The 22,669-nt window shown below is 65.2% G+C and carries 22 protein-coding genes and 1 tRNA gene; 19 read left to right on the plus strand and 4 right to left on the minus strand.

All coding sequences use genetic code 11. The features are described 5' to 3' along the window. Positions 1-63 precede the first annotated feature (63 nt). Positions 64-528, minus strand: a complete 465-nt coding sequence (gene trxA / locus VGQ44_05780; GenBank protein HEV8446306.1) for a thioredoxin — start codon at positions 526-528, stop codon at positions 64-66. 67 nt (positions 529-595) lie between these two features. On the opposite strand from trxA, the gene VGQ44_05785 reads away from it, so the two are divergent. After that, positions 596-668 (plus strand) — tRNA-Ala (locus tag VGQ44_05785). Between the two features lie 74 nt (positions 669-742). Next, positions 743-1,006, plus strand: a complete 264-nt coding sequence (locus VGQ44_05790; protein ID HEV8446307.1) for a hypothetical protein — start codon at positions 743-745, stop codon at positions 1,004-1,006. Between the two features lie 85 nt (positions 1,007-1,091). Here VGQ44_05790 and VGQ44_05795 read toward each other — a convergent pair whose 3' ends face one another. Continuing rightward, a complete protein-coding gene (locus tag VGQ44_05795) occupies positions 1,092-1,388 on the minus strand; it encodes a hypothetical protein (GenBank protein HEV8446308.1) in 297 nt (98 codons plus the stop codon). A gap of 13 nt (positions 1,389-1,401) precedes the next feature. On the opposite strand from VGQ44_05795, the gene VGQ44_05800 reads away from it, so the two are divergent. Continuing rightward, positions 1,402-1,587 carry a hypothetical protein gene (locus VGQ44_05800; protein HEV8446309.1) on the plus strand — a complete coding sequence of 62 codons (186 nt, stop codon included), beginning with the start codon at positions 1,402-1,404 and terminating at the stop codon, positions 1,585-1,587. Between the two features lie 358 nt (positions 1,588-1,945). Beyond that, the gene (locus VGQ44_05805; GenBank protein ID HEV8446310.1) at positions 1,946-2,452 is read left to right on the plus strand and encodes a hypothetical protein; all 507 of its coding nucleotides are present in this window, start codon (positions 1,946-1,948) and stop codon (positions 2,450-2,452) included. A 13-nt stretch (positions 2,453-2,465) separates the two neighbouring features. Here the strand turns inward: VGQ44_05805 and VGQ44_05810 are convergent, their stop codons facing one another. Beyond that, positions 2,466-2,954 (minus strand): FKBP-type peptidyl-prolyl cis-trans isomerase, encoded by a 489-nt coding sequence (locus VGQ44_05810; protein HEV8446311.1) that lies wholly within the window; start codon positions 2,952-2,954, stop codon positions 2,466-2,468. Positions 2,955-3,028: 74 nt separating this feature from the next. On the opposite strand from VGQ44_05810, the gene VGQ44_05815 reads away from it, so the two are divergent. From VGQ44_05815 to VGQ44_05885, 15 genes are all read left to right on the plus strand, one after another. Beyond that, positions 3,029-3,514, plus strand: coding sequence for a redoxin domain-containing protein (locus VGQ44_05815; protein HEV8446312.1), 486 nt, complete (start codon positions 3,029-3,031; stop codon positions 3,512-3,514). A gap of 330 nt (positions 3,515-3,844) precedes the next feature. Beyond that, complete coding sequence (locus VGQ44_05820) at positions 3,845-5,278, plus strand: ATP-binding protein (GenBank protein ID HEV8446313.1); 1,434 nt, start codon at positions 3,845-3,847, stop codon at positions 5,276-5,278. Continuing rightward, on the plus strand, positions 5,275-6,696 hold the full coding sequence (locus tag VGQ44_05825; protein HEV8446314.1) for a sigma-54 dependent transcriptional regulator: 1,422 nt from the start codon (positions 5,275-5,277) through the stop codon (positions 6,694-6,696). The genes VGQ44_05820 and VGQ44_05825 overlap by 4 nt, the downstream gene beginning before the upstream one ends. A 199-nt stretch (positions 6,697-6,895) precedes the next feature. Continuing rightward, positions 6,896-7,684 carry a response regulator transcription factor gene (locus tag VGQ44_05830; protein HEV8446315.1) on the plus strand — a complete coding sequence of 263 codons (789 nt, stop codon included), beginning with the start codon at positions 6,896-6,898 and terminating at the stop codon, positions 7,682-7,684. A 3-nt stretch (positions 7,685-7,687) separates the two neighbouring features. Beyond that, positions 7,688-9,214: a HAMP domain-containing sensor histidine kinase gene (locus tag VGQ44_05835; protein ID HEV8446316.1), complete on the plus strand. Its 1,527-nt coding sequence runs from the start codon at positions 7,688-7,690 to the stop codon at positions 9,212-9,214. A gap of 150 nt (positions 9,215-9,364) precedes the next feature. Beyond that, positions 9,365-10,078 (plus strand): energy transducer TonB, encoded by a 714-nt coding sequence (locus VGQ44_05840; protein ID HEV8446317.1) that lies wholly within the window; start codon positions 9,365-9,367, stop codon positions 10,076-10,078. Between the two features lie 37 nt (positions 10,079-10,115). Next, positions 10,116-10,850, plus strand: coding sequence for a MotA/TolQ/ExbB proton channel family protein (locus VGQ44_05845; GenBank protein HEV8446318.1), 735 nt, complete (start codon positions 10,116-10,118; stop codon positions 10,848-10,850). 27 nt (positions 10,851-10,877) lie between these two features. Continuing rightward, a complete protein-coding gene (locus tag VGQ44_05850; GenBank protein ID HEV8446319.1) occupies positions 10,878-11,390 on the plus strand; it encodes a biopolymer transporter ExbD in 513 nt (170 codons plus the stop codon). Continuing rightward, on the plus strand, positions 11,390-11,860 hold the full coding sequence (locus VGQ44_05855) for a biopolymer transporter ExbD (GenBank protein ID HEV8446320.1): 471 nt from the start codon (positions 11,390-11,392) through the stop codon (positions 11,858-11,860). Before VGQ44_05850 ends, VGQ44_05855 begins: the two co-directional genes overlap by 1 nt. 179 nt (positions 11,861-12,039) lie before the next feature. Beyond that, positions 12,040-12,891, plus strand: a complete 852-nt coding sequence (locus VGQ44_05860) for a hypothetical protein (protein HEV8446321.1) — start codon at positions 12,040-12,042, stop codon at positions 12,889-12,891. A gap of 237 nt (positions 12,892-13,128) precedes the next feature. Next, positions 13,129-15,534 (plus strand): sodium-translocating pyrophosphatase, encoded by a 2,406-nt coding sequence (locus tag VGQ44_05865; protein ID HEV8446322.1) that lies wholly within the window; start codon positions 13,129-13,131, stop codon positions 15,532-15,534. Between the two features lie 10 nt (positions 15,535-15,544). After that, on the plus strand, positions 15,545-17,059 hold the full coding sequence (locus VGQ44_05870) for an amino acid permease (protein ID HEV8446323.1): 1,515 nt from the start codon (positions 15,545-15,547) through the stop codon (positions 17,057-17,059). A gap of 299 nt (positions 17,060-17,358) precedes the next feature. After that, the gene (locus VGQ44_05875; protein ID HEV8446324.1) at positions 17,359-18,732 is read left to right on the plus strand and encodes a dicarboxylate/amino acid:cation symporter; all 1,374 of its coding nucleotides are present in this window, start codon (positions 17,359-17,361) and stop codon (positions 18,730-18,732) included. Between the two features lie 106 nt (positions 18,733-18,838). After that, entirely contained in the window at positions 18,839-19,330 is a 492-nt protein-coding gene (locus VGQ44_05880) for a (2Fe-2S)-binding protein (protein HEV8446325.1), read from the plus strand. A 17-nt stretch (positions 19,331-19,347) separates the two neighbouring features. Beyond that, the gene (locus VGQ44_05885; GenBank protein HEV8446326.1) at positions 19,348-21,615 is read left to right on the plus strand and encodes a molybdopterin cofactor-binding domain-containing protein; all 2,268 of its coding nucleotides are present in this window, start codon (positions 19,348-19,350) and stop codon (positions 21,613-21,615) included. 223 nt (positions 21,616-21,838) lie between these two features. On the opposite strand, the gene pheA is transcribed toward VGQ44_05885, so the two are convergent. After that, entirely contained in the window at positions 21,839-22,663 is an 825-nt protein-coding gene (gene pheA, locus VGQ44_05890; protein HEV8446327.1) for a prephenate dehydratase, read from the minus strand. Positions 22,664-22,669: the final 6 nt, after the last annotated feature.

Below are 22,669 nucleotides of genomic sequence, written 5' to 3' on the forward strand. Positions count from 1 at the left end.
CTCGCGCCGTTTTGCTTTAGCTCGAGGCTCTCGTTCGGGGCTCGTCCTCGAGGCTCGGGTTAGTCACGCCCGATCGACGAGTTCTTCCAATCCGCGCTTTTGCATCGCGCCGGTGTGCCGCGCCGCTTCTTTGCCGCCGCGAAAGACGATCGACGTCGGGATGCCGCGGATGTTGAACGCCATCGACGTCTGCTGCGCGCGATCGGTGTCGAGCTTCGCGACGAGTACCGACCCTTGTCGCTCGCGCGCGATCTCGTCGATGAAGGGCGCCATCATTTTGCACGGGCCGCACCAGTCGGCGTAGAAGTCGACCAGCACCGGCACCTCGCTCTCGGCGATCGTGCGCGCGAACGTGTCGTCGTTGAGCGCGATCGGCCGGTCGAGGAGAATCGGCTTGCCGCACTTGCCACACTTCGGTCGGTCCGGCGCGCGCGCCGCGTCGACGCGGTTCCACGTCTCGCAGAACTGGCAACGGACGGTCATGTGCCGCGCCGTCTCGGTCTGCGCGTTATGAGCGGTATCAGTCACTGGAGCGTTTCCTCGGTCGTCTAGATTTGCTGCTAGATTCAAATCTACGAATCATATGCAAGGCCGAGGGGCGTTAGCTCAGCTGGGAGAGCGCCTGGTTTGCAACCAGGAGGTCACCGGTTCGATCCCGGTACGCTCCATGTAGTTACGAGATCGGCTGTAACGTCAATGCGACGTGGAATGGCCGAAACTCCTCTAAAAAAGTGCCGGAGCCATGAGCGACACGCGCGAACTCCGCCCCCTCTCGTGGAGCCAGGCTTCGCACACACCGACCGCGCCGCGGGCACTCGGCGGGCCGCTTAGGGTCACGCACGAGGCGTTTGTTGGGACGACGGACTACCTCTGCCCGTCGTGCAAAGTGGTGCTCGTCGAACAGAGCAACGCGCGCGGCGTCGCGACCATCAAGCGGCTGGACTGCTACAAGTGCGGCCAGCCAGCGACCGGTTCCGGGGCCGATGTTCTGGCTGAGACGGATTGAAGCCGAATTTCCGCCTGCCAGCTTCACGTCGTGGACGTCAAGCTCCCTAGACGTTCACCGCCTTCATGTCGCGCAGTTGGTTGGCTCACTCATGACGGGCTCGCGTCGTCGCATCCGCCTCGGCATCGTCGTCCTCCTCGATGCGACCGGCCTGCCGCGTTCGCATTCCGCGCAAGCCGAACAGGCCGAGCAAGCCGACCAGCCCCACCCAGTTCCAGTTGTAGCTGTACGCGCCCGAGTATTCGCTTTGCGCGTATGTGCCGCCCGCCGTTCCCACGCGGCTGCTGTCGCTCGTGCGACGAGCGCTGTCACCGACGTCAGTGAAACCGCGGCCAGTGTCCGGTATGAACCGAATCGGAGGCGTCCGCTGAGCCGCCGACACCGATTCTCCGGGCGTGTCCGAGGCAGTGATCGGAGCAACGCCAGCGTTAGGCGACACCGATTGGGGTGAGTTCATCGGCACGGGATTGCTCGGCGCAGGAATTTGCGGCGGCGGCGAAACGGTCGGCCCTGGTGACGGCATCGTTCTCGGCGTCGGATTGAGCGGCGTCGGGATACTTGGCGAAGAGTTGCGGGGCTGAGGCTGTGGCGACGTTGCCGGTGCGCTGAACGTCGTCGGTTGCGCCCCAGGCGGTCGCGGACCCATTGGCCCGATGGTCGCGCCGGGGAGCGGCGGCGCGCCGGGGCCTCCGGGCTGACCCGACGAGCCGCGCTGCGCCCGAGCAGTAGCCGACAAGAAAACCATCAACACCGAGAACGCGGCGGCCGCGTTCGCCATTTTCATCTTCTTCATGAGCATGCTCGTCGCGATTCCATCGCGGGCTGCGCGCGCACGGAGTCTCACGCGGGCAGCCAGTGTGCCATCTGATTCGGCGCGAGTCTATTTCGCGCGGGCTCGACCGCTCGTCATTCGTGATGACCAACTTCGGGAAACCGGCAATGCCCGCTCAGACTCAACTCACTCGACGAAGCGCCCTCACGATCGGCGTCGTGTGCCTGGCGTGCGGGATCGGCCCCGTCCTCGGCTCGGTGGGCGTCGGCCCCTTTCACCGCTCCGACGGTGTTCCCGTTTGGATGGGAGTCGCCGCGGGTTCGACCTTCCTGCTTGCCGCCGTGCTGCTGTTCGCCGACGCCGCCGCCGGCGGTACGAACCCCGACGGCTCGCTGCCGGCGAGCGCGTCGCCGATCGCTCGATTCATTCAATCCGCGGCCGGGCTGGGCATCGTCGTCACGATGGCCGCGATGGCGACGTGGATTGCGTTCGGCAGGGGAGAGCGGCACTTCACCACGACGATTGCGCTGCCGTTCACCGCCTATCGTTCGGCGAATACTGAGCTGCCCGGCCGAATCGCCTTCGGAATCGCGGCGTTCATGATCTGGGTCGTCGCGATCGCCGCCACCGTAGCCGCGCTCAAGAAGCACCTGGCTCGGCTTCGCGCGACTTGACGCGAAGGCTCGTTCAATAAATCGACGTCAGCGTCATGTCGAACACGAGCACCGTGTTCGGGGGAATATCGTTGCCAGCACCGCGCGCGCCGTAGCCGAGGTTCGGCGGTACGACGAGTCGCCGTTTTCCCCCGACGCGCATCCCGAGCACTCCTTCTTCCCACGCGGCGATCGTCTGCGCCTTACCGAGCGTCATCGTGATCTCGCCGTCGTCGAACTGCTTGCCGTCGGCGCGCCATCCGGTGTAGCGCAAAACCGCCGTCCGTCCGCGCGAGGCGAACGTGCCGGTGCCCATCGTGAGATCCTGTACGTAGAGCCCGGACGCGCGCTTGACCATCTGGTCGAGGTGCACGTTGAGCGCGGGCGCGAACGTCGTGCGCTCCACATCGCCCGCGATCGGCTGGGGCACCGTCGTCGCAGAGGCCGCGGGACTCGATCCGCCGCCGCACGCCGCGAGGGTTCCGGCGAGCAACAGCGAACAAAGCGTCGGCGCACGACGCATGGGGTTCGACCCGGGGCTCATAGATTTCGCTCGATCCAAAGGCGTCACATCAACGCTCCCACATTCTTCGATCCATGACTGCTGTCGAATCTCGCGCCGTTCCCGCCGTCGGCCAAGAAGCGCCCGACTTCACGCTGACCTCCACGACCGGGGACAAGGTCACACTCTCGGCGCTTCGCGGCACGCCAGTTCTCATCGCGTTCTTCCCCCTCGCGTTCACCAGCACGTGCACGGCCGAGTTCTGTGAAATGCGCGACGATCACGACCAGTTCGCGCTCCGCGGCGTGACCGTTCTTCCGATCAGCGTCGACTCGACGCCGACGCTCAAGGAATACCGCCACAAGCACGGCTTTCAGGTCCACATGTTGAGCGACTTCCGCCGCGACGTGTCGCGTCTCTATGGAGTGCTGCTCGAGGAGAAGTACTTCTCGAACCGCGCCTACTTTCTGCTCGACGCGAGCGGGACCATTCGCTGGGAGCACGTCGAGCACAACCCGAGCGACCGCCGGATGGACGCGGAGCTACTGGAGCACATCGACAAGCTAACTGCTGTCAAATAGTGTGTTAGGCTCGATCGTTTGAGACGCGGTCGAGCCTCTTTTTCGAGGGTCGCCGCGGGGTAGTGAATCAAGTTTTCGACGTGCGTTGCGCGTCGGATGGGTGCGCGTCTAACCAGTGCGATCGGTCATCTTGTCCCTGCATCCCGAGACCGCTGCGACGCTGTGTCCCCATCGTCATCCTCTCCGACTCCGAGTTCGTCGGCTCCCAGTGCGCGTTCGCGCGCCAAGCGCCGACTCTCAGTTCCTGTTCCCCGCACACTTACCGCCCTCGCCGAAATCGCGACCGCCATCGCGACCGGCGATAGCGTCGGCGCGGTAGTCCCGGGGGTCTTGTCGTCCGTCGCGACGCAACTCGACGGCACCCACGCGACGCTTTGGCTGCGAGGACTCGATGGGCTTCGCCGCGCGTGGTCGGTCGCGCAGGATCCGACGACCGCCGAGGCCGTCGCGGAACAGCTCGAGCGCGGGGGCGAGCACGCCGACGACGGCTTCGTCTCAGCGCGCCTCATCGCCGGACGGCAGGAGCTCGGAGCGCTCACGGTGCGGCCCGGGCGCGAGCTCTCGGGCGAAGACGCGATCTTCGTTTCGGCGATAGCGGACCTTCTCGCACCGGCCCTTCGCGACGCGGAGTACGCGCACCGACTGGAGTCGGAGGTCGCGGCCCGCACGCGCGAGATCGAGGACCAACGCCGGTTCACCGAGAAGATCATCGATTCGCTGCCGGTCGGCATCTACGTGATCGACCGCTCGTACCGCATCCAGGCGTGGAACCGGAAGCGCGAGATCGGGCTGCAGGGCGTGTCGCGCGAAGAGGCGATCGGCCGCACGATCTTCGAGATCCTGCACCGCCAGCCGGCCGAGGTGCTGCGGGGCGAATTCGAGCGTGTGTTCGAGTCGGGGGAGATGCAGCAGTTTCCGATCGAGTCGAGCGCGTTCGGCGAGCCGCGCGCGTACCGGATCACCAAGATCCCGATGCACCTCGACAACAGGGACGTCTCGCACGTCATCACGATCGGCGAAGACATCACCGACTGGCGCCGCGCGGAGCAGCGTTTCGCGCAGGCGGAAAAGCTCGCCGCGATCGGAACGCTCGCCGCGGGCGTCATGCACGAGATCAACAATCCGTTGGCGACGATCGGCGCATGCGCCGAAACGCTCTCGCTGGCGATGGATGAAGGAACGGTGGTCGTGCAGCGGGGGGGAGCGGAGACCAAGGAGTCGCTGTCGCTGATCCAACAAGAAGTCCGTCGCTGCAAAGGCATCATCGACGGGCTGCTCGACTTCAGCCGGCCCAAGCCGACGACCAAGGCGATCGTCGACGTGAACGCGGTGATCGAGAAGACGCTGCGTCTCGTGAAGCACCACCCGCGCTTCCGCCGAGTGGCGCTGGGCGTCGAGGCCGACTCGACGATTCGCCCCGTGCACGCCAACGAGGAGCAGCTCGTCCAGGTGTTCCTGGCGCTGCTGCTCAACGCGCTCGACGCCATGGAAGACAAGGGCGTGATCTCGCTGCGCACGCGGTCCGACGCCGGAGGCGCGACGACGGTCGCCGAGGTGATCGACCGCGGCGAGGGCATCCGCAGCGCGGATCGGTCCAAGATCTTCGAGCCGTTTTTTACGACGAAGGGCCCGAGCCGCGGAATGGGACTCGGTCTTTCGATCTGCTACGCGATCGTCACGGAGCACGGCGGCCGCATCGAGGTCGACAGCACGGTGGGTGAAGGCAGCGTGTTCCGTATTCTCTTGCCGGCGAGCGACAAATGACGAGCAGCACGACTCCCGAGCGCCCGAGTCTCGAACGGGGGGGCGCGTCGGCCGAAGCGCAGCCGAGCCGCGGCATTCGCGTACTCGTCGCCGAGGACGAGGAGAATCTCGCGCAGATTCTGTGCACCTTTCTGCGCAGCCGCGGGCATCAAGTCGTGTGCGTCGGCGACGGCAAGGCGGCGCTCCAGGCGCTCCGCGACGAGGCGTACGACGTCGCGATCGTCGACATCGTGATGCCCGAAGTGGACGGACTCGAAGTGCTGCGCCAACTGCGTTCCGAGCCGGAGCCGCCCGAGGTCATCGTGATCACCGGGAATGGCACCGTCGAGACGGCGATCACCGCGATGAAACTCGGCGCGTACGACTATCTCGCGAAGCCGTATCGCATGGCGGAGATCGACGTGCTCGTGCGCCGCGCGTGGGAGAAGCACCAGCTCGCGCGTGAAAACCGCTATCTCCAGGCTCGCCTGTCGCGCGTGGACTCGACGCCCGAAGTCGTGACGCAGTACGCGCCGATGCACGCCGTGCTGGCGCTGCTCGAGCGGATCGCGACCACGGACTCACCGGTGCTCATCACCGGCGAGTCGGGGACGGGCAAACGTCTTCTCGCGCGCGCGATCCACCGTTTGTCGGGACGCACCGGACCGATCGTCGAAGCGGACAGCTCGCTCCTCGCCGAGGGCGTGCTCGACATCGAGTTGTTCGGCCACGAGCGCGGCGCGTTCAGCGGCGCGGTGACGAGGAAGGCGGGGCTCATCGAGCTCGCGGCCGGCGGCACGCTGTTCATCGGCGACATCGGAATGCTCAGCACCAAGCTCCAGTCGAAGCTCGCGCGCACGTTGGAGCACGGGAGCTTCTTCCGTGTGGGCGGCACGCAGAAGGTCGAAGTGAGCGCGCGGCTGGTGACGTCGAGCAACCACGACCTCGCGCAAGCGGTCGAAGACGGCCGGTTCCGCGACGATCTCCTGTGCCGCGTCAACGCGGTCACTGTCGCGCTCCCGCCGCTGCGCGAGCGAACGGTGGACATCCCGCTACTCGCGCAGCACTTCCTCACGCAGCTCGCCGGATCGTCCGCGCCGACGTTGACGCCCGACGCGATCGCGCTGATGCAGGCGTACCCGTGGCCCGGGAACGTGCGGGAGCTGCGCAACGCGATGGAACGGGTCGCTCTGCTCTCGAGCGACGATCACACCGAGATTCGCGCGCAGGACCTTCCGCTCTCGTCCCCCAATTCCGCGCCTCGCGCCTCGGTCGGCTCTCAGGTGACCCTGGCCGAGCTCGAGCGACATCACATCGAGGCGGTCCTGTCGCAGTCGAACTGGCACCAGGGCCGGGCGGCGAAGACGCTCGGCATCTCGTCCAAGACGCTGTACAGGAAGATCCGCGAGTACGGCCTGGCTCGTCCCAAGAAAGGCTAAAGGCGCGGCGCGCACTAAACGCGTGAACCGCGCGGGACGGAGACTGTAGGCGACAGGCGTTAGCGCCAGCGACAGTCCCAAAGCGCAGTTACCTGACGCTGACGCTGTCGCTGACGACTAGAGAGTTCGAGTCCTCAGAGATCGCCTTTAAGTGAGGTGCAGTTCGCCTTCGAGCCGGTCCCTGCTGTAGTTTTTCCCGATGCGAATCCTCGTCATCGAGGACGATCCGACCGTCGGGCAGTACGTGAAGCGGGGGCTCGAGGAGCAGCGCTGGTCCGTCGATCTCGTCACTGACGGCGAGGAAGGGGAGCGGCGCGCCGGCTCGGAAGCCTACGACCTCGTCGTCCTCGACATGCGCCTGCCGGGAAAATCCGGCCTCGATCTGCTGCACACGCTCCGCGCGCGAGGGTTCGAGCGTCCGGTGCTCGTGCTCACCGCGCAGGACGCGGTGGACGCCAAGGTCACCGCGCTGAGAGCGGGCGCCGACGACTACGTCACCAAGCCGTTCGCGTTCGAGGAGCTGCTGGCGCGCGTCGAAGCCCTGGCGCGCCGGCCGCGCGCGCTCGCGTCACCGACGCTCGTCGTCGCCGATCTCGTGCTCGACCAGGCGACGCGCGAGGTGCGCCGCGCCGGCGAGCTGATCGAGCTGACGCCCAAGGAGTTCACGGTTCTCGAATACCTGATGCGACACTCCGGTCGCGTCATGAGCCGAACGCTGATCACTGAGTACGCCTGGGGATACCATTTTGATCCGGGCACGAACATCGTCGACGTGGTCATCAACCACCTTCGAAAGAAGGTCGATGCCAAGCACGGCAATCGCCTGATCACCACCGTGCGCGGCGTCGGCTATATGATCAAAGACGAGAAATCGGACGGGCGTCGTGAAGAGAAGCGAGAGGAGCGGCGCGAGGCGACCGGCCGAGGGTCGCACACCCGCACACCCGCCGCCGGTCGCGGGCCAGTGGGGGATCCGAAGGAGCGCTGAGCCATGATGTCGACACGGGCAAGGCTCACCGTTTCGTACGCCATGCTGCTGCTGGCGACGATGATCACCTTCGTCGTCGCGCTGTTCGTCGGCCAATCGAAGAGCGCCACGCAGGCCACCGTCGCGACGAACGCGTTTCACGTCGCGGACAGCGTCGTGCTGACGCTCCAGACCGGCCAACGGCTGCATCCGAAGCTCACGTACATCGACAGCGCGGACAAGAATTCGCCGCAGACGAAGGGCACCAAGGAGCTCGGCGATCTGCTCGACCCGCTGCCGGGCTACTTCATGGTGCTCGACCCCGCCGGCAAGCAGCTGTACACGTCGACGCTCATGCGGCTCTTGTCGAGCGACGACCAGACCCAGTTCCTCAGGGCCGCACTGCGGCTGACGGACGAGAGCACGTATCTGCTGGTGAGCGTGCGCGGCGACTCGCTTCGCCTGTTGGCGGTGGAGAGAGGCGCGACCGCGGCGGGGCCCAACTTCTCGCGCGTCATCGCGGCGATGCCGCTCACTGGCAACGACGTTCCCACACAGCTGCTCGTCGGCACGATGCTCATGCTCGCGCCGATCATCTTCCTCGTGTCGATGGGGGTCGCGTACCTCGTCGTCGGTAGATCGTTCAGGCCGGTGGACGACCTGATCAACGAGGTCGAGGCCATCACCGACGGACGCAGTCTTCACCGCCGGCTTCCCGCGGACACGAGCAACGACGAGCTGGCGCGCCTGAGTCTCACGGTGAACGCCATGTTGTCGCGCCTCGAGACGTCGTTCGGCGCGCTGCGCCGGTTCACGGCCGACGCGAGCCACGAGCTGAAGACGCCGCTCACCGTTCTTCGCGCGGACGTCGAGCGTGCGATGCACCCGGCGACCAGCCGCGGCGACCGGATGGTCGCGCTCGAGGAGGCGCTTCAGGAAACGGCGCGGATGTCGGACTTGGTGAACAGCCTCCTCACGCTGGCGCGCGCCGACGAGGGACGATTCGACATCCATCGCACGCCGATCGAGATGGAGCCGCTGCTCAAAGAGATCTACGAGACGGCGGTCATCCTCGGCGAGGACGCGGGGCTTTCGCTGAAGCTCACGGCGCTCGAGAACGGCGTGGTGATGGGCGACCGAACGCGCCTGCGCCAATTGCTGCTCAACGTCGTCACGAACGCGATCAAGTACACGCCGCGCGGCGGGCACGTGGAGCTCTCGGCGACGCGCCGCGGCGAAGATGAGATCGCCATTGCGGTTCGCGACACCGGAATCGGCATCGCGGCGAACGAGTTGCCGCACGTTTTCGACCGCTTCTGGCGCGCCGACCGCGCACGGTCGCGTCACTCGGAGCGCGGCGGATTCGGTCTGGGGCTCGCGATCGCGCAGTGGATCGTGCAGGCGCACGAGGGGACGATCACGGTGCAGTCGCGCCTCGGGCGCGGCTCGATTTTCACGATCGTTTTGCCGATCGTCGCGCAGCCGCCCGCCAACGCCCCCGAGGCTGCGGCGAGAGAGCCCGAGCCGGCGGTGGAACCTGCCGAGGGATGAATCGGTGGTTCACGCCGAGACCGACACGAAATTTGCTACATGCCTTCACCAACTTTTAATGTTGGCAGCATTCCCCCGTAACGGAGGGGGCGTAGGTTAAGCCACCGAACGTCCCGCGGGTTACCTCGTACCCAATCAGGCCAACGAGACATGTTCGATAATCTCATCGAGTCGCAGGCAGCGAAGCAAAAGCGCGCCGGCGGGTTCCTGTGGAGCTTCGTCATCCACTCGGTTCTCATTTCGGCCGCCGTCTACGCGACGTACAGCGTGGGCAACGCTCTCGAAAAGCCGAAGGCGGAGAAGGTCGAGTTCGTCACTGTGAAAAAGGACGAGCCGCCGCCGCCCAAGGAAGAAGTGAAGCCGCCGCCGGAGGTCATCATGAAGGCGCCTCCGCCGAAGGGCTTCCAGGTGCTGACGGCCCCGATCAAGATCCCCGACGTCCTGCCGCAGATCGACATGAAAAAGGCAGTGACCGACGAGTCGGACTTTTCGGGCAAGGGCGTCGCCGGTGGCTTCGCCAAGGGCGTCGTCGGGGGAACACCGACCCCGGTGAACGACAACCAGACGTACTTCGAGTTCCAGGTCGAGAAGCAGGTCACGCCGTATCCGAACAACCAGGCGCCGCGCTATCCCGACATGCTTCGCTCGGCGAACGTCGAGGGCGAAGTGCTGGCGCAGTTCGTGGTCGACACGACCGGCCGGGCCGACATGAGCCAGTTCCACATCCTCAAGTCGACGCACGACATGTTCACGCAGGCGGTGAAGACCGCCCTCCCGAACATGAAGTTCTACCCCGCGGAAGTCGGCGGAAAGAAGGTCCGGCAGCTCGTGCAGATGCCGTTCCAGTTCAACTTGACCAAGTAGATCCTCACCACTTCACTGAGTCGGAGACTCGAAGATTATGGATTTCTCATTGCTCGGCCTATGGCACCAGATGGGCAACTTCGCCAAGGGCATCGTGGTCGTCATGGCGGTGATGTCCATCTACTCGCTGACGGTCATGGTCTCGAAGTGGTGGAATCTCAGAAAGGCCCAGAAGGAAACGATCAAGTTCGCGCCCGAGTTCTCGCAGTTCCTCGAGGAAGACAACCTCACCGAAGCGATCCGCCTCGCGGAGAGCTACAAGAAGTCGCACGTCGCCATCGTCCTCGGCGGCGCGCTGGGTGAAGTGAAGCCCCTCATCGCCGACGGGTCGGTCACCGTCGCCGACATCAACTCGGCGGAGCGCGCGGTCGAGCGCAACATGCTTCTCGAGATCACGAACCTGAAGCGCGGCCTCGCGGTGCTCGCCACCGTCGGTGCGACGGCGCCGTTCGTCGGGCTGCTCGGCACCACCATGGGCGTCGTGAACTCGTTCACGGGCATGGCCGCCTCCGGATCCGGCGGTCTCGCGGCGATCGGCGGTGGTATCGCCGAAGCGCTTATTACGACAGCGTTTGGTCTGTTGGTCGCGATCCCCGCCGTGTGGGCCTACAACTACTTCACGACGAAGATCGACAACCTCACGGCCGAGATGACGTACGTGTCGAAGGAAATGATCGACTACCTCATCAAGGGCGTGTCGGGCGAGTTCGGCCGGTCGCGCTTCACGCGTGAGTTCAACGCCGCGTCGAGCGGCGGCCCGATCTCGCAGTAAGCCCAACCCACCGCGGAGGCGACTCGAATGGCAATGTCAACGGGTGGGGGCGGCGCCGGCGTACAGTCCACGCCGAACGTGACGCCGATGGTGGACGTCATGCTCGTGCTGCTGATCATCTTCATGGTGGTCACGCCGGCACTGTTGGCGGGCTTCAACGCCGACCCTCCCCAGGCCCAGAACATCAGGGATCATCCGGAAGACGACCAGACCGATCAGGTGCTGGGCATCGACAAGGATGGGAACTACTACCTGAACAAGAAACCGATCCACAAGGAAGACGTCGCCGCGGCGTTGAAGCACATCTACGTCGATACGCCGCGCGACGATAAGATCATGTACCTCAAGGCGGACAAGAACCTGGACTATTCCAAGGTGCTCGACGCGCTCGACATCGCCATGCACAACGGCGTGACCGTTACGGGTCTGATCAGTGATCAGAAGCCGGGCACGGTCTCGACGGTCGCCGGTGACACCAAGAATCCGACGCCGGCGCCTGGTGCCCCCGGTGCCGCGGCTCCGCCGGGAGGAGCCAAGTAATGTCGATGACTCCAGGTGGTGGTGGCGGCGGCTCGACCGGCGGTTCCCTGTCCAACGAGCCGAACGTCACGCCGATGATCGACGTGCTCCTCGTGCTGTTGATCATCTTCATGGCCGTGTTGCCGTCCATGAGAAAGGCGATCGACATTCAACTGCCCGATCCGAATCCGACGGTGCAGCCGGCGAACCAGAAGTCCGACCAGATCGTGCTCGAGGTGAGCCCGGGTGGGAAGTACGCGATCAACACGAAGCAGGTGTCGCGTGCGGAGCTTCCGGCTGAGTTGAAGGGGATCTACGATCCGCGTCCGGAAAAGATCATTTTCGTCAAAGGTGTTCCCGGCGTGAAATACGCCGACATCATCGACGCGATGGACGTTGCACGCGGCGCCGGTGTGAAGGTCATCGGTATTCCGCCGAAGGACACGCCAGGTAGCGCGCCCGGCGCGGCGGCTCCGGCGGCGAAGAAGTAGCAGACCCAAGGGACCAAAGTCGCGGGCGGGGCCATCCGGCTCCGCCCGCGTCTCTTTTCAGGGGTGGCACGAACCCTTCGAGGGTCATTAGTCGTATAACTGTTCGACGGACGCCACGCCCCGGCGGAGAAGCTGTGCCGATCGCTACTCGAAAGAAGCCTGTTGTTCAGGCGACCAAGATGACTCCCGACCGCGAGCGCCGCCGGTTACCGGCGACGCGGCTCCCGGTCGCGCGCGATGACCGGCGCGGATGGAGCGTGTTGTCCGCGGCGATTCACGGGCTCATCATCTTCTTGCTCGTCGGTGATTTCGCGTTGCATACCGCCGACGTGAAAGAGATGCCGCAGGGAGCAGGCGGCCCCGGCCCCGCGGGTGGCGGCGGTGGCGGGCATCGCGGGACCGGCGACCGCGCGCGAGTCACGTACATACGCATGATCGCGGGGACGCAGCAGCAGCCCGTCGTGAAGACGGCTATCGTGCCTCCAGTCAAGCCGCCGGTCGTGCCGCCGCCGCCTCAACCGAAGCCGGAACCGAAACCGGTCGTGCAGCAGGTCGCGATGAAGGTGCCGGAGATCACACAGCCGACGCAGCCTGAGCTGAAGATCGAAGGTCCCAAGGCACCCGATTCGACGGCGGCGCAAACCGGCACAGGCGGTGGAACGGGCAGGGACGGCTCAGCAGGGAACGGCCCTGGTTCCGGCGGCGGCAATGGTTCCGGAATCGGCACCGGGCGAGGATCGGGCAACGGCCCTGGCACGGGCGGTGGCACGCAGGCGAATTATCCGCCCTCGCCGACGGAGCTGTTCATTCCGCCGCTCCCCATGCCCGACAGAGTTCGGGGCTTTCACCTGATCGCCGAATACGACGTCGATTCCACCGGCAAAGTGCTGGACTTCAAGTTCACGCCGACGCGCGACGGTGGGTACAACAAACGGCTCGACGAGGTGCTCCGCGCGTTCAAGTTCCGTCCTGGCACGAAGCCCGACGGCACGCCGATCCGGATGAAGGCGCAGATCGTGTACGATTTCTAAAGGGCGGTGACCGGCCACCGGTCACCGGGAAACACCGGACACCGGGAAAGACCGAACACCGGAAGCACCGCCCGCTTCGTCCTAGCTAAGCTGGACGCCCCGGTCTATCATTAATCGGATCTAGCTGAAGTGCAGGGCCCATGATGAGTTACATGGGCTTTTTTTCTGCCCCCCGGCGCAGCCGCGAGGGTCTTCGGTCGTGAAGGCTTTCGGACTCCCACTCGACATTCCCAACTAATGAACCTGACGGTCAACGCGCTATTGCAGCAGGCCGCCCCCGCCCCCACCCAAGCCCCCGCTGGTGGCGAAGCGAACCTCATCATTCCGGACCTGAACTCGGTGACGTTCCTTGGCATGCGCGGAGGATCCCTGCTACTGGGCGGCCTCGTCGTTTGCGTGCTCGGAATGTTGTTCGGCCTGGCGATTTACACGCGGCTCAAGAACATGGCCGTGCACAAGTCGATGCGGGCCGTCTCCGAGTTGATCTACGAGACGTGCAAGACGTACCTGATCACGCAGGGCAAGTTCATCCTGATCCTCGAGTTCTTCATCGGGATCGTCATCGCGCTGTACTTCGGCGTGCTCCAGCATTTCTCGGTCGACAAAGTCGCCGTCATCCTGGTGTTCAGCCTCATCGGCATCGCCGGGAGCTACGGCGTCGCTTGGTTCGGCATCCGGGTGAACACGTTCGCGAATTCCCGCACGTCGTTCGCGGCGCTGCGCGGCAAGCCGTATCCCTGCTACGCGATTCCGCTGTCGGCCGGCATGAGCATCGGCATGCTGCTCATTTCCGTCGAATTGGTGATGATGCTCATCATCCTGCTGTTTATTCCAGGTGAGTACGCAGGACCCTGCTTCATTGGTTTCGCGATCGGTGAATCGCTCGGCGCGGCGGCGCTTCGAATCGCCGGCGGCATCTTCACGAAGATCGCCGACATCGGCGCCGACCTGATGAAGATCGTGTTCAACGTGAAGGAGGACGACGCGCGCAACCCGGGCGTGATCGCCGACTGCACGGGCGACAACGCGGGCGACTCGGTCGGCCCGAGCGCCGATGGCTTCGAGACGTACGGCGTGACGGGCGTCGCGCTGATCACGTTCATCGTGCTGGCAGTGAAGGAGCCGCGGGTGCAGGTCCAGCTGCTCGTCTGGATCTTCGTCATGCGCATCATGATGATCGTGGCGAGCGGCGCGTCGTACCTCATCAACGCCGCGATCGCGCGGGCCCGGTACGCCAACGCCGACCGCATGAACTTCGAAGCGCCCCTCACGTTCCTCGTCTGGCTGACGTCGATCGTCTCGGTGGTGCTGACCTTCATTGTCTCCAAGCTGATCATTCCGGATCTCGGCGACGGCACGTTGTGGTGGAAGTTGTCGGCGATCATCACCTGCGGCACGCTCGCCGGCGCGATCATCCCCGAGTTCGTGAAGGTCTTTACCTCGGTCGATTCCCGTCATACGAAGGAAGTCGTGACGTCGTCGCGCGAGGGCGGCCCGTCGCTCAACATCTTGTCGGGCCTCGTCGCCGGCAATTTCAGCGCGTACTGGCTCGGCATGACGATCATGATCTTGATGACGATCGCGTACTTGATCGGCGCGGCGGCGCTCGGGCCGCTCATGGTCGCCCCGGCCGTGTTCGCCTTCGGTCTCGTGGCGTTCGGCTTCCTCGGCATGGGGCCGGTGACCATCGCGGTCGACTCGTATGGCCCGGTCACGGACAACGCACAGTCGGTGTTCGAGCTGTCGCAGATCGAGCAACTCCCGGGCGCGGCGGCCGAGGTCCAGAAGGACTATGGGTTCGCGGTGAACTTCGAGCGCGCGAAGCACTTCCTCGAGGAGAACGACGGCGCCGGCAACACGTTCAAGGCGACGGCCAAGCCGGTGCTCATCGGCACGGCGGTCGTCGGCGCGACGACGATGATCTTCTCGATCATCGTGGGGCTCACGAACGGGCTCACCGCCAACATCGACAAGCTGTCGCTGCTGCACCCGCCGTTCCTGCTCGGGTTGATCACGGGCGGCGCGATCATCTACTGGTTTACCGGCGCGTCGATCCAGGCCGTGACGACGGGCGCGTACCGCGCGGTCGAGTTCATCAAGGCGAACATGAACCTCGAGAGCACCGCGGCGGCCTCCGTCGAAGACTCGAAGAAGGTCGTCGAGATCTGCACGAAGTACGCGCAGGCCGGCATGTTCAACATCTTCCTGACCGTGTTCTTCGCGACGCTCGCCTTCGCGTTCTACGAGCCGTTCTTCTTCATCGGGTACCTCGTGTCGATCGCGCTGTTCGGGCTGTACCAGGCGATCTTCATGGCGAACGCCGGCGGCGCGTGGGACAACGCGAAGAAGATCGTCGAGGTGGAGCTCAAGCAGAAAGGCACGCCGCTCCACGCCGCGACGGTCGTCGGCGACACGGTGGGCGATCCGTTCAAGGACACGTCGTCGGTCGCGCTCAACCCGATCATCAAGTTCACGACGTTGTTCGGTCTGCTCGCCGTCGAGCTGGCGGTGTCCCTCACCGCGCAACGCGGGCCGGCGCTGAGCCACCTGCTCGCGGCGGTGTTCTTCGTGGTCTCGGCGGCGTTCGTGTACCGCTCGTTCTACGGGATGCGCATCGAAAGCGGCGCTCCGGTCGCGCGCTAGCGGAGACGACATGCCGACTCTCTTCTCGCGGAAGCCGATATCTGAGCTGATCAGCGAGGGAGACAACCCCAACGCGCTCAAGCGCGCGTTGGGGGCCGGCGATCTGATCATGTTGGCCATCGGCGCCGTCATCGGCGCCGGCATCTTTGGTTCGATCGGGTCCGCCGCGGCGGGCCAGATCGGGCCGAACGGCGAAATCATCCGCGTCGGCGCGGGACCCGCCCTCGTTCTGTCGTTCCTCCTCCTCGGCGCATGCTGCGCGCTGGCGGGGCTCTGTTACGCCGAGTTGGCGGCGATGATCCCGCAGGCCGGAAGCGCGTACGCGTACTCGTACGCCACGCTCGGCGAACTGGTGGCATGGATCATCGGGTGGGATCTGATCCTGGAGTACGCGGTCGGCAATGTCGCGGTGGCCATCTCCTGGGGTGACTACTTCAAGTCGCTCGTCGGCGACTGGATTCACATACCGGATTGGCTGACGACGGGCTACCGCACCGCGCTGCTGAGCTCCGATCCGAAAGTGCACGGGCTGCTGCAGTCCGCACCGCACATCGGAAGCATTCCCGTCCTCATCAACGTGCCGGCGTTCGCGATCGTCATGTTGATCACGTGGCTCCTTTTGCTCGGCGTGCGTGAAAGCGCACGCGCGAACAACATCATGGTGGCCGTGAAGCTGATCGTGCTGGCGCTGTTCATCGTGATGGGGCTCGGCCACATCAACCAGGCGAACTACCATCCCTTCGCACCGAACGGATTCCGCGGGATCCATCAGGGCGCCGCGATCGTGTTCTTCGCGTACATCGGTTTCGACGCGATCTCCACGGCGGCCGAGGAGACGAAGAATCCGCAGCGGAACCTGCCGATCGGCATCCTGGGCGGTCTCGCCATCTGTACGGTCATCTACATCATCATCGGCGCCGTGCTCACCGGCATGGTGCCCTCGAAGGACCTCGGAGCCGCCGCCGACCCGCTGGCGTACGCGCTCAAGGCGACCGGGATGACGAGCATCGCCAAGATCGTCTCGCTCGGCGCCATCTTCTCGATGGCCGCGGTGCTGCTCGTCTTCCAATACGGCCAGCCGCGCATTTTCTTCGCGATGGCACGCGACGGCTTGCTCCCTAAGTGGGCGGCGAGCGTGAGCGGCAAATCGCACGTGCCGTACATGACGACGATCGTGACGGGCGTCTTTGTCGCCCTGTGGTCGCTGATCGGCGACGCCGGCGAGACCTACGACCTCACCAACATCGGAACGTTGTTCGCGTTCGCGCTGGTGAGCATCGGCGTCATCGTTCTACGATACACCGATCCGGACCGACACCGGCCCTTCCGCGTGCCGTTCGTGCACTTCGTTGGCCTGGTTGGCGCGGGACTTTGCGTATTCGTGATGCGAGGATTGCCCGGCCTGGCGTGGGTGCGATTCGGCTGGTGGCTCGTGATCGGGCTCGTGTTGTATTTCGCGTACGGGTACGCGCACTCCACGCTGCGACGGGGGACGGGACCGGTTGTGCCGGCGAGGCGCGCGTAGCCGTTCGTTAGCGGGCCACCGGGGCCGGTCGGGCAGCCCAGGTTCTTTCGATTGGCGGGCCACTGGGTCGGGCGAAAAAATGGGAACGCAGATGAGGCAGATTGAAAAGCAATCCCGCAAATGAACACCTAAGAGCGCGGGTTGGTTTGTAATCGAAACCTCGGGGAAACGGTTTTTGTCTGCGGGATCGATTTCACAGTCTGCGGCATCTGCGTTGAATTTTGGTCGTCACCAGTAGTGCCCGCAGAATACGAGAAACCAACTTTGGTGAGCAGTAGCAGCTCGAAGCACAGGGGGGCATGATGCACGAGTACACCGCACCATCGGCCACGTCGGCGCGCAAGAACGGCGCGCCGAAGTCGTTCTTGCGACGGATCTCGCTGTCGCAGTGGATCATCGTCTCGATGGTCGTCGGGATCCTGGTCGGTTGGTTGTTTCCGGACTCCGCCCGCGACGTTCATCACGGGTGGGCCGCGTCCGACCTGAACGTCCTGTCGTCCGTCTTCCTGCGGATGATCAAGTCGCTGATCGTCCCGCTGCTGTTCGCGACGCTCGTCGTCGGGATCGCCGGGCACGGCGACGATATGAAGCGCGTCGGGCGGCTGGCACTGCGCTCGATCGTCTACTTCGAGATCATCACGACGATGGCGTTGGCGGTCGGCCTCATCGCCGTGAACGTCATCAAGCCGGGGCGGGGCGTGGATCTCGGCGCCGCGTCGGCCAAGGAAGGCGCCGAGTTCGCGGCGACGCACACCACGCTCACGGGAGTCATCGAGCACACGGTGCCGCAAAGCTTCTTCGAGGCCGCGGCGCAGAACCAGGTGCTCCAGATCGTCTTCTTCGCGATCATTTTCGCCGTGGCATTGTCTCGCGTTCCGAACCAGAGCAGCAAGTCGTTCATGCTCGCGGCGTGCGAGAGCCTGTCCGACGTGATGTTCCAGTTCGTCAACATCGTGATGGTGTACGCGCCGATCGGTATCGGGGCGGCGATCGCCGTCACGGTCTCGAAGAGCGGCTTGGGCGTTCTGCGGAACCTCGGGATCCTGGTTGGGACACTGTACGGATCGCTCGTCGTCTTCGCGCTGTTCGTCCTGCTGCCGGTGGCGCTGATCTTCCGCGTCCCGCTGGGTCGGTTCGTGCGAGCCGTTCGCGAGCCGTGGCTGATCGCCTTCACGACGGCGTCGTCGGAGGCGGCTTTCCCGCTCGCCATGGAACGCATGGAGCAGCTGGGAGTGCCCCGGCGCATCGTCGCGTTCGTGCTGCCGACGGGCTACTCGTTCAACCTGGACGGCAGCACGCTCTATCTGTCGCTCGCATCGGTGTTCGCGGCGCAGGCGGCGGGGATCGACATGCCGATCTCCCAGCAGCTCGTCATGATGCTCACGCTGATGCTGACCAGCAAAGGTGTGGCGGCGGTGCCGCGGGCGGCACTCGTCATATTGTCGGGAGCGCTTTCGCAATTCGGCTTGCCCCTTCAGGCCGTCGCGGTCATCCTTGGAGTCGACGCGTTGATGGACATGGCGCGCACGTCACTCAACGTGATCGGCAATTGCTTGGCGACGGTCGTGATGGCACGTTGGGAAGGTGATTTCGACCGGCCGAGAGCGTCGACGCCGGTTGTAGATGCGTTGGCGGGCGAGGCGTTGCGGGTTCCGCCTGTGACAACGGTGTAGTTCGGTCACCGGTCACCGGTCACAGGTCCCCCGGGGTTGTTCGGGTGACGGAGACCAGAGACCGGTGACCGCAGAATGCATACAACACAGCGAGGAGCCTGACTCCATGGCCATCTCCTTCAAGGTCAACGGCAAGCCGACGTCGGTCGACGTTCCGGACGACATGCCCCTCTTGTGGGTGTTGCGTGACGTCCTCGATCTCAAGGGCACGAAGTTCGGCTGCGGCGTCGCGCAGTGCGGCGCGTGCACCGTGCAGGTGAACGGCACGCCGATCCGATCCTGTCAGCGACGCGCGTCCACGGTGTCCGGCACCGAGGTCACGACGATCGAAGGCCTCTCGCCCGACGGCACGCATCCGCTCCAGCGCGCGTGGGAGGAGCTCGACGTGCCGCAGTGCGGATACTGCCAGGCCGGCCAGCTGATGTCGGCGGCGGCGCTGCTCACGAGCAAGCCCAATCCGACAGACGCGGACATCGACGCGGCGATGAACGGCAACATCTGCCGGTGCGCGACGTATCTCCGCATTCGGCAGGCGATCCACCGCGCAGCGCAGATGCCGTCGACGGTCGGCGGCTCGCGCTCGAGCGGCAACCCGTGAGCCGGGAGGAGACGCCAATGACCACGACGATGAACCAGACAGTCGACCGGCGGTCGTTCCTGCGCGTCACCGCGCTCGCCGGCGGCGGAATTCTGCTCGGTACGTACATCAAGCTCGGCGAAACGGCCGAGGCCTTCGCGCTCACGCCATCCGCGGCGGAGACGGCGCTCGGCAATTTCATTCGCATCACGCCCGACGGCATCGTCACGATCATCGCCAAGAACCCGGAGATCGGGCAGGGCGTGAAGACGATGCTCCCGATGATCATCGCCGACGAGCTGGACGTGGCCTGGAAAGACGTGCGCATCGAACAGGCGCCGCTCGACACGACCAAGTTCCAGGGCCAGAGCGCGGGCGGCAGCACGGCGACGCCGAACAACTGGACGCCGATGCGACAGGTCGGCGCGGCGGCTCGTGCGATGCTCGTGACCGCCGCGGCGCAGATGTGGAACGTGCCCGAGTCGCAGCTGTCGACCGAGGCCGGCGTCGTGGTCCAGCACGGAACCACGAACAGGGCGAAATACGGCGATCTCGTCGCCAAGGCGGCGACGGTCCCCGCGCCCGACCTCGCCGCGGTCAAGCTGAAAGACCCGAAAGACTTCACGATCATCGGAACGAAGGTCACGGGCGTCGACGTGCACAACATCGTGACCGGAAAGCCGATGTTCGGCATCGACGTCACGATGCCCGGCATGCTCTACGCGAGCTACGTGAAGTGCCCGGTGTTCGCGGGAAAGGCGATCAGCGCGAATCTCGACGAGATGAAGGCGCAGCCGGGCGTCAAGCACGCGTTCATCGTCAATCAGGGCGAGCAGGGCGGCCTCATGGGACTTCTCTCGGGCGTCGCGCTCGTCGGCGACAACTGGTGGCTCCTCCAACAGGCGCGCAAAAAGCTCGTCGTGCAGTGGGACGAGGGTGCGACGGCGACGCAGAGCAGCGAAAGCTTCGCGTCGCAGGCGCAGGCGTTGTCGAAGCAGCCGCCGCAGCAGAATTTGCGGAAGGACGGCGATTTCGACGCCGCGATGAAGAGCGCGGCGAAGACGGCCGAGGGAGCTTACTTCTATCCGTTCATCTCGCATGCGCCGCTCGAGCCGCAGAATACGACGGCACTGTTCAAGGACGGAAAGCTCGAGATCTGGTCGCCGACGCAGCAGCCGCAGGCGGGCCGCGGCCTCGTGGCGCAGTCCCTCGGCATCAAGCAGGAAGACATCACGATCAACATCACGCGCTCGGGCGGCGGATTCGGGCGCCGGCTCGCCAACGACTACATGGTCGAGGCGGCGGCGATCGCGAAACAGCTCCCGAACGCGCCCGTGAAGCTGCTGTGGACGCGCGAAGACGACATCCAGCACGACCCGTATCGTCCGGCCGGATTCCACTTCTTCAGTGGCGGCGTGGATGCGAACGGCGCCCTCACCGCGTGGCGCGATCACTTCGTGTCGTTCGGCGAGAATGGGCGCACGGCGTCGAGCGCGAACCTCGGAGCGACGGAATTCCCGGCCCGCTTCATCCCGAACTTCGTGATCGATCAGTCGTTGATGCCTCTCGGGGTGCCGACGGGCGCGTTGCGGGCACCGGGCAGCAACGGCATCGCGTTCGCGGTTCAGTCGTTCATCGACGAGCTGGCTCACGCGGCGGGCAAGGACCCGCTGCAGTTCCGCCTCGATCTCCTCGCGAACGAGCAGCCGGCGCCGCCACCGCCTCCACCAGCCGCTGGTGCTCCCGGCGGCGGCCGCGGCGGATTCCAGGCTCCATCCTTCGACGGCAAACGGATGCGCGGAGTCGTCGAGGGGGTGCGCGAACGCTCCGGTTGGGCCAATCGCGCCTCGCTGCCGAAGGGAACCGCGATGGGAACGGCATTCCACTTCTCTCATCGCGGCTATTTCGCCGAGGTCGTCCAGGCGACCGTGGCGAAGGACGGGGCGGTCAAGGTCGACAAGGTCTGGGTCGTCGGCGACATCGGCAGCCAGATCATCAACCCGAGCAATGCCGAGAACCAGGCGCAAGGCGCGGTGATGGATGGCATCGCCGAGGCGCTGGGTCAGGAGATCACGATCGACAAGGGGCGCACGGTTCAGACGAACTTCAACAATTTCCCGCTCCTCCGCATGCGGCAGGCGCCGCCGGTCGACGTATGGTTCAAGGTCACCGAGTTCCCGCCCACGGGCCTCGGTGAACCCGCGTTGCCCCCGGTCGTGCCTGCGCTATGCAACGCGATATTCGAGATCACGGGGAAGCGCGTGAGAGCGCTGCCGTTGTCGAAGATCGATCTCAAGTGGGGATGAGGTTCGTTCGGAGTTTGTGCGCGATTGGTCGGTATCGCGGAACGTGAAGCGAGCCTAGCCTCGAGCAACAGCTTTGAGCAGGAGCCTTGAGCCATGCACAAACGGCGCGATGAGAATCGCGCCGTTCTTCTTGGCTCCAGGCTCTTGTTGTAGGCTGATGCTCAGGGCTTGGCTCGGGCCTGGATCCGAGATGCCAGACGGGAGGGGCGAGCCCTGAACGTCGCTACCCTCGAAAGCGCGGATAACTCCCGAGATTCTTGAGCATCGGGCATTTCTTTTCCAGTACAGTCAACGCACGCGCGACGTTCCCGTCAGTCCGGTGCCCCTCGAGATCAGCGATGAATACGTAGTCCCACGCCCGCTGCTTGCTCGGCCGCGACTCGATCCGGCTCAGGTTGATCCTGTTTTCGTCGAACACCTCGAGCACGCGGAGCAGGGCGCCGCGCTCGTCGTGGACGGCGAACGCGATCGTCGTCTTGTCGTCGCCGGTCCGCGCCGCGTCGTGGGGAGCGAGCAGCGCGAATCGTGTCGCGTTGTGCTCGGCGTCTTGAATCGCTTCGTGGAGGACCGGAACGCCGTGTAGCGCGGCCGCAAAGCGGCTGCCGATCGCGGCGCCGCGGTGGTCTCCGGCCGCGTGACGCACAGCCGCGGCGGTCGAGGGCGAGTCGACGAGGCGGGCTTGGGGCACGTTCGCGGCGAGCCAACGTCGGCACTGCGCGAGTGCCTGCGGATGAGAGTAGACGCGCTCGATCTCCGCGATCGTCGCCGCGTGCGACGCGAGGCAGTGGACGATGTCGAGCACCATCTCGCCCGCGATCCGTACGTCGCCCGCGAGAAGACAGTCGAGGGCCTGCGTGACCGAACCCTCCGTCGAATTCTCGATCGGCACGACCCCGTTGGGCGCGTCCTTCCGGCGGACCGCGTCGAAGACGGCGTCGATCGTCGAGCACGCGTCGTAACGGGCATTGGGACCACACAACACCCGCGCGGCTTCGTGCGTGAAGGTCCCGGCGGGCCCGAGGAAAGCGACGTGTGCTTCGACCGCCAACGCGAG

Source organism: Gemmatimonadaceae bacterium (assembly GCA_036003045.1).
Classification (GTDB): Bacteria; Gemmatimonadota; Gemmatimonadetes; order Gemmatimonadales; family Gemmatimonadaceae; genus JAQBQB01.